10 protein-coding genes and 1 pseudogene are annotated in these 11,978 nt (G+C 32.1%); 2 read left to right on the forward strand and 9 right to left on the reverse strand.

Annotated features, from left to right (window positions below):
• Positions 1 to 124: 124 nt before the first annotated feature.
• Positions 125 to 538, forward strand: a complete 414-nt coding sequence (locus MKX66_RS29165) for a hypothetical protein (RefSeq protein ID WP_341087981.1) — start codon at positions 125 to 127, stop codon at positions 536 to 538.
• A 75-nt stretch (positions 539 to 613) separates the two neighbouring features.
• Here the strand turns inward: MKX66_RS29165 and MKX66_RS29170 are convergent, their stop codons facing one another.
• From MKX66_RS29170 to MKX66_RS29200, 7 genes and pseudogenes are all read right to left on the reverse strand, one after another.
• Positions 614 to 829 (reverse strand): alpha/beta-type small acid-soluble spore protein, encoded by a 216-nt coding sequence (locus MKX66_RS29170; RefSeq protein WP_001167047.1) that lies wholly within the window; start codon positions 827 to 829, stop codon positions 614 to 616.
• A 158-nt stretch (positions 830 to 987) separates the two neighbouring features.
• Complete coding sequence (locus MKX66_RS29175; RefSeq protein ID WP_341087983.1) at positions 988 to 2,745, reverse strand: methyl-accepting chemotaxis protein; 1,758 nt, start codon at positions 2,743 to 2,745, stop codon at positions 988 to 990.
• Between the two features lie 1,046 nt (positions 2,746 to 3,791).
• Positions 3,792 to 4,202, reverse strand: a pseudogene (locus MKX66_RS29180) (hypothetical protein).
• Between the two features lie 407 nt (positions 4,203 to 4,609).
• Complete coding sequence (gene hepT, locus MKX66_RS29185) at positions 4,610 to 5,023, reverse strand: type VII toxin-antitoxin system HepT family RNase toxin (RefSeq protein ID WP_016093854.1); 414 nt, start codon at positions 5,021 to 5,023, stop codon at positions 4,610 to 4,612.
• Positions 5,013 to 5,420, reverse strand: a complete 408-nt coding sequence (gene mntA / locus MKX66_RS29190; RefSeq protein WP_016093855.1) for a type VII toxin-antitoxin system MntA family adenylyltransferase antitoxin — start codon at positions 5,418 to 5,420, stop codon at positions 5,013 to 5,015. Before mntA ends, hepT begins: the two co-directional genes overlap by 11 nt.
• Before the next feature lie 233 nt (positions 5,421 to 5,653).
• On the reverse strand, positions 5,654 to 6,001 hold the full coding sequence (locus MKX66_RS29195) for a YxeA family protein (RefSeq protein ID WP_016096888.1): 348 nt from the start codon (positions 5,999 to 6,001) through the stop codon (positions 5,654 to 5,656).
• A gap of 428 nt (positions 6,002 to 6,429) precedes the next feature.
• Positions 6,430 to 8,079, reverse strand: coding sequence for a S8 family peptidase (locus MKX66_RS29200; protein ID WP_341087985.1), 1,650 nt, complete (start codon positions 8,077 to 8,079; stop codon positions 6,430 to 6,432).
• A gap of 425 nt (positions 8,080 to 8,504) precedes the next feature.
• Between MKX66_RS29200 and MKX66_RS29205 the strand changes: the two genes are divergently transcribed.
• Positions 8,505 to 8,972, forward strand: coding sequence for an RsfA family transcriptional regulator (locus tag MKX66_RS29205; RefSeq protein ID WP_002068801.1), 468 nt, complete (start codon positions 8,505 to 8,507; stop codon positions 8,970 to 8,972).
• Between the two features lie 179 nt (positions 8,973 to 9,151).
• Here the strand turns inward: MKX66_RS29205 and MKX66_RS29210 are convergent, their stop codons facing one another.
• Both MKX66_RS29210 and MKX66_RS29215 read right to left on the reverse strand, forming a co-directional pair.
• Positions 9,152 to 10,426, reverse strand: coding sequence for an MDR family MFS transporter (locus MKX66_RS29210; protein ID WP_002068800.1), 1,275 nt, complete (start codon positions 10,424 to 10,426; stop codon positions 9,152 to 9,154).
• Positions 10,427 to 10,534: 108 nt separating this feature from the next.
• Positions 10,535 to 11,908, reverse strand: a complete 1,374-nt coding sequence (locus MKX66_RS29215) for a M28 family peptidase (protein WP_341087986.1) — start codon at positions 11,906 to 11,908, stop codon at positions 10,535 to 10,537.
• Positions 11,909 to 11,978 lie beyond the last annotated feature (70 nt).

Genomic DNA, 11,978 nt, shown 5'->3' on the forward strand with positions numbered 1-11,978 from the left:
GTATGCAAAATTACATATTAAATCTCATTGAAAATCATTCTCGTTGTAACTATAATGGTTTCAAGAGGTGATATTTTCACTTCGTTTTCAAATCTCACAATATATTAAAGGAGGAACTAGCATTATGAAAAACGTTATTTTAGCAGGGGCATTAGGAATTGCAGTACTATCAGGTATGAACTTACCAGGAGCAGAGGCACCTAAAGCGAGTGCAGCAACTACAAATTTAGAAATTCAAGAAGTTACAAAATATTACTCTATGAGTTCCTATGAGGTTTCTCAAAAAGAATCATTTAATCTTAATAAAGGGGAAGAACTTACGGTCTTTGTACAAAATTCCGGGTTCCCAATTTCTTATACAGTCTTTGATGCAGATGATCAAGTAATTGGCACATACAATGCGAATTCACCATACGGTCGCGTATTCAAAGCACAAAAAGACGGTAATATTTCGGTTCAATTTCAAGCAGGAGTAAATTCTTCTTACATGAAGAAGATGAATTTCACAGCCAAATTTGCAGTGTCTAAATTTAACTAGCAGTAAAAATTTTCACTATCCTCTTTAAAGGCAAATTAAAAAGGTATATCCCTTCCATGGGATATACCTTTAACTTTAGTGAATTTTATATTGACCAGATAACTGCTCTTGCGCCATACGAACTAAACGTTTTGTAATTTCTCCACCTACTGAACCATTTGCTCTTGCTGTTGAATCCGGCCCAAGAGTAACACCAAACTCCTGTGCAATTTCATATTTCATTTGTTCAATTGCACTTGCTGCAGCTGCTATTAAGATTTCGTTTGAATTATTATTTTCGCGAATTTGCATTTTTTAAACACCTCCGTTGAATTTGGTAATATCATGCTCTATTTCCAACAAAATATGCAAAAAATTATTCTTTTAGCTATTTTACATATATACCTAAGCTTTCATCCCTTATGTGGGAATAAATAAAGGTATAGGTCATACCCATACCTTCTCCTATCCTACTTATTTTTGAATTCCCCTATTAACTCCTGTAACTCTTGGGAGAGCCAATTTAAAGAATTTGCCAACTCTGCAATATCTTGTACATACAGTTCTTGCTCTTTCATACTTATCTCTACATTACTACTGCTATTCACATATGTATTTGCAATGTATGATAATTCATTTACAATCTGAACAATAGTTTGATTATCTTTTAAAATGTCACTTGAATTATTCGAAGTCTCTTTAATTTGATTTGTAACAGATTGTGCAGATTCTGAAATCTTTTCAAAGAAAGCATCACTACTTTGAACAAGTGTTATTCCTGATTCTATTTCCTTTGAACCATTCTGTATGGATCTTACAGCCTCCTCTGTTTCAGCTTGGGTTTCACCAATTAATTTAGCTATATCCCTTGCAGATGCCTCAGTTCTTTCCGCTAATATACGTACCTCATCCACAACAACTGAAAATCCTTTCCCCATCTCTCCAGCATATGAGGATTCAGTAGAAGCATTTAAAGCTAATAAATTTGTTTGATTTGAAATATTTGTAATTACAGTAATGATTTCACTAATTTCCTTAAATCGTGCTTCTAATGCATAAATACTAGAAGATACACTTTGAATTGAATCTCGGCTTCTTTTCATTTGATTCACAATTTGCTTAATCAAATCTTTTCCTTCTACAGAATGCTGTTCCATATCTTCCGAAGCAGTCGCAACTTGTTTTGCAGCTCTTTTAATTTCTTCCATCTTACTTTCCATTTCTTGAACAATTCCTAAACATTTTTGCACTACATATTCATGAGAATGTGCTCCTAAATTTAATCCTGTAATAGCACTTGCAATTCCTTTAAAGGCTATGCTATTCTCTTTGGTACTTACCGACAATTCCTGTGAGGATGTTGAAACTTGTTCAGCAGTCTGCCTTACTTTATCTATAATCCTATTAAACTTTTTAATAGTATTATTAAAATAGATATTAGTTATCCCTATATCATCAGACCTTTCATTCAACTTAATACTTAAATCCCCTTCACCAACTTTACGTAACCCTTCTTGTAAATCCTTTAAAGGCGATAGAGATTTTCGTGAGATGCATATTTGAATTGTAATTGCGATTGTTAATGAAATGATTATAAATAGTAAACCGTGCACTATAAATTCTTTCTTTGTAAGAGGAATAATAGAAGCGTCTAAATCCGCTGCAACAATTGCAATTATATTATTATTTTCATCAGTAATTGGCTCTAAAATTGTTACCCATGTACCTAGTACATCTTCATACACTTCTGTCATTTGTGCCTGTTTCGTTTTCATTACTTGGTCGTATGTCTTCTTCCAATGAGTAGGATGCTCATAATAGTCACCTGTTTTTACAGAACCTAGTTTTACAGAAACCGTATCTGCTAATTCTGTATCCAAAGCAACTAATTGTAATTCAGCTTTATCATTTAGCTTAGCCCCTGTAACATATGTTTGTCCGACACTTTTCATATTTTTTATAGCTTTATCTAATTGCTCTGTCAATTTTTCTTTCTTCACTCTTTGTGCTGTAGGGTCTTTTGCTACATCTCTTACTATTTCTAGATCTAATTGATTTATTATTGTATCTCCTGTTTCAAAAGACTGCCTTTCAAATATAGACATCATACTATTTTGAAACATGTTAAAGCTTAACAACCCCATACTTCCCACAAGCGTTAGAATTACTACTACCGTTATTAATACATTTTTCTGAAGCAACGATAGCTTATGCCAATATTTTTTCATTGATTTCACCTTTCTTATTTTCAACAATACAAAAACAAAGTAGTAACATATTAATAGGTTCTATTTATGTTATTAACTTGAACATGAAAATAGCATACTAGTCATTTAATCAAACGTTCCAATTTTTTTGTTTGATAGAGTTTCTTTCCTTTTATACTGATAGTTTCACTATAATTAAAGCAATAATTTAACGAATCTAAGCATTTGTGTATACAAATACAAAAGCATGATACCATTGTGATTAGCATTAAAATGCAGCTAATTTTCAGCACTCTTTTATATAGCAGCACTAAAGAAATACTAGTTATGACACTTTTGAATAATAATGCTAAAGTTTAATTTCTATTTTTTGAAGCCAATTCTTATTTATTGTACAAATATCAGTTTTCCCATTTGCAATCTCATCTTTTATATATCCAGCTGATTTTGGAAATCTATTAGTAGGAAGACGTTAACCTTCTACTACTTCACCTTTTCCATTTGTACTGATACCTTCGTTAAGTGTTTGTTTTAAACAAAGACAAGAATTCCTAAGCCCTTATCTTTGGTTATCTTTATCTTGCACAACAAAAACAAACCGAACGGTTCCGTTCAGTTTCCTATTTTATAACTATTTTCCTTATTTTTCTATAGTGTTTTAATATCCACTTGTACAAAGTTAGCCTAAACCCTTTTACCCTAATCCAATATATTTCTTCAATTATCTTAAAGTCATATGAAATAGCACAATCAGTAAATTCTTATTACGAAACTTTTGTATTAATAAATACTAAAGGACATACTCCTAAAATATAAGCCATGGATTTAATTACATTACGATTTTCATCAGTAATAAACGTACACATGTTAAACAAAAAAAGACCCAATTATTTATATCTCATTCCTTCTTTTAATATAAATCGACTGCTTTTTTCTTAAATTCTACTTCATCAGTGGTGCTAATTTTACTCATAGAAAAATCCCCTCCATAGTAAACAGGTTAATGTGTTTTCTTTATCCTATCTACTATAAGGGGAGTATAGCATTGCTTCTTTTTTGTAAAAGATCTAAGATTCTAGTGCAGTAATTAATTGCTGACGTTCTTTATCTCTAAAAATTTTAATTTCATGTTTAAACTCATAATTTCCTTCTTCAAATCTAACCCATTCCTTACTTGTCCAATATACAACATCTACATTTGCATCTAAAATTACAGAACATATGTCTACTAATTCTTCTTCGTAAAATGGCGCTTCTTTTGCTAGTTCAAAAGCTAGTACGTTTGGATCGTTACTTTTAATTTGAAGTTCCCTTGAAGTTTGCCCTAAATACTGCCATGGAGAATGTAGAGATTGTACATGGGAATTTTAAGTTTCTTTAAGCTGTGATGAAGAATGTAGTGTTGCAGCAAATGTAGGTATACTCACTCCTATTGTTGCGCCTAAAGCAATAGAACCAATAATAAGTTTTTTAATCAATTTTTCAGCCCCTTTAATTATTTTGGATATGCTTCATTTTTATACTACGTTTATGTTTGTGTAAATGAAGATGATTTGACATGATTCATCATTTTTCTCAAAAACTGTATATTAATTAACTGTTGTAAATTTACCAAAAACAAAAAAAGTTTCCTTGTGGAAACTTTTTTTGTTTTTGGTATACATTATATGTATAAAAATTAGTTTTAAAAATATTTACTTATTTGTTGATAAAATTGTATATGGATATTGCTCCTACTATTATCTACATACATTTCATGCAAAGATTCACTTCAACATGAACAAATTCATCTTATGACCGCTTTTCTTTTTACGAAATTAAGTAATTGTTTCAATAGCTGGTATAAATTACTTTCTTTCTCAGCTCTATTATTTTGTTCTTTCGCCTAAAATTCCAATATCCCCATTACTTCTTTCGTAAATAGTTTAAAATCAGTTAAATGTTTTTCAATAATTTGACGAACAATATCTAAATTTACACTTTGATAATCATGAACAGCAATATTACGAAATCCAACCATCGCCTTTAACTTATTTGCTAGATCAGCGCTAAGTAATCCTGCTGTAACCAACAAATCAAAGGCTTCTCGACTAGATTGGGGTAGTCCTAATTTTTTTCCTGCAACAATATGCATCGCTAAATCAATACTCGCTTCACAAGCTCTTTGTATGTTCAATATTATTGAATCTTGTTTTGTAAAATCCTCTAAATTTTCAGGGGCATTTCCATACACATCTTGGATTCTTTTTATACAACGCTCTATTGTAGAAATTTTATTTAAAATAACCTCATTCTTCATATATTGAACCTCTTTTCTTTATATCATCAAATACTACCTGTCGTTCTTCATTCAATTTTGAATACATTTTTAAGGTTTTCATTTCAAAAACGACCTTACGTTTATCATCCGAACAAAATATTGTCTTTCCTGTATGTATAATCTGAGCTTGAAAAACTGTAGAAGCTTCGGATAAATCAACTAAATCAACATCTCTATTAACGATGTTTGCTAACTCCTGTGCTAATAAAAAACGTTCATAGTTCCCTAAAGTTGTGTCACTTAAATAAGCTATATCAATATCACTATCTTCCCGTTCTCTGTTCTCAGCCGTTGATCCAAACACAATTATCCAATAGGGATTCACCGTCTCTTGTAATTTTTCTATAATAGCTGTAATCATGCTTTGAAAAATCATTTAATTAATCCCCCTTATTATACTTGAATTTTATTATATCATAGCCATTACGAAATCCATTAAGTTACAACAAATACATAAACAAAATTAAGCCTTCTTAGTACTTAAAGCACCACAAAATTACGTGCTTATTCCTGTAAAAGCAAAAGACCGACAATAACTGTCAGTCTTTCGCTTTTGAAACTCTAAAGAAATAGGGGATATATTTCTCTAACAATGGCGTCTTTTATATGTTAATTCAACTTTAATTTTTCTTTTACTTTTGTAGGGAGCTCGTCTTTTTTAACCTCTTCCCAAGATTTCACACCTTTTTCCTCAGAGTAATATATAAGTAAAAATGCTTCTTTACGAAGGTTTTTTAACGCTGTAAACTCCATTTCTTTCTTTTCGCCATCCTTATCAAATCCAGGTAATGTATATTGGTAAGTCGTATCCCCATTTACATTTTTCTCTTTTAATTGTTCACCATCCTTGGTAATTTGCACATAATATGTATCTGTACCAAGACGGTTTAAGTTACAACCTGTTAATAATACTGTAAAGAAAACAACAACACTACACATAAGCATAATTCGTTTCATATTATTCACCTCACATCTCTTTTCACAAAAATTATATCCTAATCTTCTTAATAGCAAAATTCATTTATGTGACACTAACATTACGCTTTTGTAAGATCATAAATATCATTTACAGATTTCGCGATGTGGGGAAGCTCATATCGGACCTTAGTCCGCCTTTAGGCATGGGATGAAAGTATCACTTAAGCACTGATACGGTTTATAACAACTTAAACGTATATGCTAAAAAAGGAGCTAACAATTATGTGAACTCTTATAAAAATAAATAGAAGTCATTTTGAAAAAATTGATTAAAGCATTTTTCTCTTTTAGTTAAAAGTACAACAAACAGGCTCTTATGCTATTACACATAAGAGCCTATCTCACTAGTATCATAAGCAACTAGTTACATAAGATTCCTTTATACTAAATAGAAAGTATTTCTACAATTATTCTGGGAAAATGAAGTTAGAGTTCCCTTCACTATTAGCGGAATCCTCTTTCGGGAATGTAATAGTAGTTCCTTCATTCCCTTCATTCCCTTTATTTATTTCTTGTTCCTCTGGAAATACAATGGAAGAATCATTGCTTAAGTTTGGCGAAAAGCCAAGTTTAGATACAATGGCTTTTAAATCAGGTAAAACACCAATTTTATCAGAGGCTGGATCATTGGATTTCGTTCCTGTACTAGGATCACTTAAAATATTCCTAAGCTGGCTTGGTGTATATACTTTTCCCTGATTATTTTTTGCAATTCCTTGAATTGATGCAGCAGCACCAGCAATGATAGGTGATGCACTAGATGTTCCACTAAAGCTAGAAGTATATAGATTTGTCATAAATTCACGTGGTTTAGCATCTGTTGTATCCACTGCATTCCCCCATCCATATACATCTACCCTACTACCATAATTAGAGAAATATGAACGTTTATGAGGGACCCTTGCAGAAGCTGCTCCAACCATAATCGCCCCTGAATCTTTGAAATCAGGGCTATTACGATTTAAAGCTTGTTTACCATTACGGTCTCTAAATTGATCCAAGTCATTTCCGCCGTTTGCACCTGCTTCAATAATAATAATTCCCTTATTTGTTCCCAGACGAATTGCATCAAATATATCCGGTTTTACTTCTACAGGAAGATAGTTCTTATCTCCATATCCTTCATAAGTTGCTTGAGCTTCTAATAAAAGAATATCTCCAGCTTGCATATTGTTAACCGCACTTAATATAGCATCAGCTGTATTATACATACCGTTGTCTCTAATCTGAGATACAACCTTTACCTTAGCTTTTGGTGCAATCCCAATTCCACCTATGTTATTATCTTCTGCAGAAACAATTCCTAAGACTGAGGTACCATGATCATGGTGTTCACTCTTGTTCTGTCCGGACATCAATTCGATCTTCTGATTCACTAAATCTTCATGACTAAATAACCAGCCATACTCCATATCTACAAAAGTTGTTCCTTTTCCATCTCCACCTTTTATACTCCAGGCATAAGGTGCATTGATTCCTAATGGTGCTGGCTCAAGGTAACCTTGCCTTGTAAGTCTAGGTTCATCATATGGATTAACTGATAAATTGGATAAACGCTCTTCAGGTGGAGCTTCTTCTTCCTGTAAATATGCCGTTTCAACAAGAGATGATTTCTCAAATTTTACAAGCAATGCTTGTACATCAATATCACCTTGGGTTTCTACAATATAATAGTTTAGCAAATTAGAAGAAATATGATCAGAGTCTTTTATTTCTTTACCTAGATTTTTAATTTCTTTAGGATTTAAAGAACTAAAAAGTCGATTTATAGTTACATTTTGATATTCGGCTAAAATTCCAATTAATTCAGGGTCTTGTTTTTCTTCTTTAATGAATTTTTCTATCCCATCCTGATATGGCAAATTTGCTTCATTTTTAAATTTCAAAATTAATTGTTTAGTAACTTGCTTATGTACAATAGAATTCAATTGCTTATTTGAATAATCGTAACTAGCTGCGTAGGCAACTTCTGATTTTTCACTTGGGAGTAGTCCGCCCACCCCATTAAATGCTGTTAATGCAATTGAAGAAACTAGAATTCCCTTAAAAATTTTCAAATCGTGCACCTCTTTTAATTTATATATGATTATAAAAAACTATAGATTACCTAACTTCTTTTTCTTACAAGTGTCTTATATTAAGGGTTATATTTTCAACTCCATTCATTTTTTAATATTCACTTATATATCATTAATACAACTAGTTCATGCCATCAAATCTATTACTTTAGTTGCATATCTGTAACCATTATAGTTACAGCTATAATAAATAGTCAACCTTATTTTTTATGCAATTTCGCATTTTAAAGAGTATATACTTCTATCAACTTACTCCTAATTATTTTAATATGAGTCTTATTCTCCTCATATTAAACCGATCTCTTATTTAAGTATAAAACCTTTACATTTTAAGAGAAGTTGGGCTTCTATCATTTTAAGTAATTGCATATATGTAATAAAAGGCATATAAGGGGGATTGAAAAATGGTAATTTCAAGACAAGATTCCTGGACTAACGATAACGATTCACTTCTCGCAACAATAGTACTTCAAAATATTCGTGACGGTGGAACACAATTAGCTGCATTTAAAGAGGTAGCTAAGCAATTAGCTAGGACACCTGCTGCTTGCGGATTTCGTTGGAACTCATGCGTACGAAAACAATACGAAGAAGAAATACAACAGGCTAAACAAAATCAAAAAACTGGAAATAACAAGTCCCCCATCCAACAAACAAAAGAAACAAGCTCTTTATCTATTACATTAGATGACATTATTATCTTTCTACAAAATTATAAAGCAGTGAGTGAAGTGAACGATTTACAACAGCAAATTGAATATTTAACGGCAGAGAATAAATCCCTTCTCCAACGGTTAACTACATACGAAGAAGAGTATCGTATGTTAATTAACCATATCGATAAGACAAGAAATCTGATTGTAGTCGACTAAGAAGAATCAAATTAATTTTTATCATATTAAAACCGTAGCCTGTCAAAGTTACTATGTATGAATTAATTTCAATACATTATAAATGATAATAAGCAAAGCGCACGTTTATTGTTAATAAACGTGCGCTTTACTTAATTCATAAAATAGAAATTTTTTTCAACTTGATAACACTTTTAAAATTAAGATGTTTGTTTTATAGGTATCTGTTTACTTCTATTCTCAACAAGTTTATCTAATAATAAGTAAACAAATCCAGACATAACACATCCCACACCTAAGATTGTAAATAATATATGCCCTAGAAGATGCTCCAGTAATAAACCGCCTAAAAGAGGCCCTAATATATTACCTGTAATCCACTGCAGATTAGCGGCTCCCATATAAGTACCCCTCAAATGTTCTGGAGCTAAATTAGCAACGAAAGTCATTTGGACAGGTGACATAATCATTTCTCCTAAAGTATAAACTGTATAAGCTATTAATAATGAAACTAAAATAACTAAATCGTTTGTGTTTATTACTTGAAACCACTTTGGTAACCATCCTATTGCCAAAAGACCAATACCAAAAAGAATTGCGCCATATAGCATTGATTTCCCAATCGATTTGTGAGTTAACCATTTTGAAATGGGAAATTGAAAAAAAACAACTAATAGGCCATTTAACGTCATTAAATATGGAAATGGATTACTATTTCCAAAAATCATTGTCTTCTCATTACTAAAATGAAGCGGTAACATACCTTCCGATTGCGAGAATCCCATAAATATAATGATTCCTGTAACTATATAGAAAAGTAATATCCTATCCCTTATAACAACTCTTAATGTGGATCTTATTGAATTTTCAGGTGTTTCTTCATGTATCATGACATTTTTAGGTTTTGTTTCCTTTAAAAACAGTACCATTAATATTGTATAAAACAGCATGGTTCCAGAAGTAATCAAAAAGATGACATCTTTTGATACAACTACAACTGCTGCGCCAATTATAGGACCTATCGCTGCTCCTATATTATGAGCCATTCTAAGTAATCCATATGCCTCAGTTCTTTTTTCTGGTTCTGTTACATCCGTAACCATTGCAGATGCGGCTGGTTCAAAAAAAGAGTTACATAACCCTAAACCGATAGATAAGATTGCATATGCTATAAAACCATCTATGAACAAAAAAAACAGCATTAATAACCCATTACTAGCCATAGAGAGTACCATAGTTGGTTTCCGGCCATAAGTATCTGCTATATGTCCTCCAATTAACGAGCCTATACTTGCTGCAATTGGAGATAAAGCTATGATCACACCTACCTCAAGCAAAGAATCTACTTTATCCTTTAAATATAATGCGAAAAATGGCATTAACATCATCATTGCAATACCATTTAAAGCTTCTCCAATAAAGCGAATCCATACATTAAGGTCCATCCCCTTGAACTCTTTCCATGTACTTCTCATATATACCTCACCTATGCTCACTGTATATTTTTTATTACGTAAAGAGCTTTATAACACTTTTACCAAAATCTAAATTTAGCAAAATAAGCTACCAATTCATAAAAATACTTATTTTTTGATAAAATAATATAAACTCGTACCAATAATCTCCAGTGCATCTTGCATACGTTGAGCCGAGATGTTCTCTAAAACGGTATCTTGAGGTGTATGGAAAACCCTTTCAACATGATAAATAAGAGGATCCCAACTCTCTACATCCATCCATATAAATAAAGCAGAGGGAATTCCAGCTTGATTAAATGGTACATGATCACTAGAATCAAACTTTCCAGTTAACACAACCGATTTCCTCAATTCTTTACTAGTAGCTACAGCAGTATTTGTTACTTCATTTTGAGATCCATCTAACGTCATTGCATATAAATCCTTAGCCTGATGATAACTTGTTGCAATCATATCTGCATTAAACACTCCTCGAATACGTGTTTTGTCTTTAGCAGATAACTGATTAACATAATGATAAGCTCCTAAAGATTCATTTTCTTCCGCTCCAAAAGCAATAAATTGAATTTCTTTATTAGTCTCTATATCCTTAAAATTGTAAGCCAACTCTAATAAAAGCCCTACTCCAGAAGCATTATCGTTTGCTCCAGGTGCCCCAATAACACTATCATAATGAGCACTCATTATTGTTACTTCCTCATCACCTGTCGTATGTTTAGGCTTTTTTTTCGCAATAACATTTGATGAGCGTAAATTTACTTCTTGCTTTGCCTTTAAACTGACTACATTGTGATTATGTAATAACTTTTCTTTCATTCTAATCCCCTGATTATAGGCAAGCCCAAATACAGGTATCGATTGTTTCTTTTTTAAAACTGGATTAAAAGCTTCTCCATAGTTCCCTCTATCCCCAATCGTACTATATAACAACACACCCTTTGCTCCCTTTATTGCTACATGCTCAACCTGTTCATTATATTTTTCAATAGTATCGGCTTGTTCTAATAATACTATCTTCCCATGGATCGACTCAGATAAACTATTAATATTGGTTTCTTTTCCTATAAAAACTACCGAGCCAACCACTGGATTTGTAGATATAAATGCATTAGATGCTGCCCCAACCTGCCAATCTTTTTCCCCATACATACTAAAAGAAATACTTCCAATATATTGATCAGGTACAGGGAATGCTTGATACTCAACCTCATATCCTAATTTCTGCAATGTATCTCCAATGTATTTAGCTGCTCTATGTTCTTGCATAGTCCCACTTGGCCGTGGACCAATTTTTTCAGAAAGAAAACGTATATGCTCAATGGCACGATTAGCACGAACTTGTTCTGTCACAGGAGAATACAGATTATTATTAACCATAGCATTTACTTTTACTGGTTCTCCATGTGGATTACTAAAAAAGAAAAGAAATAGAATTCCAAAACTTACAATGTTTTTTTGGGTAATAGTTAATTTTTTCATTTGTCCTCCCTTTTATTAGGAAACATTAATAGTAAAACCTTCCCTCCTAACATACTTATTTAGAAGAAAA

The organism is Bacillus sp. FSL R9-9530, from assembly GCF_038008145.1.
Lineage (GTDB): Bacteria > Bacillota > Bacilli > Bacillales > Bacillaceae_G > Bacillus_A > Bacillus_A mycoides.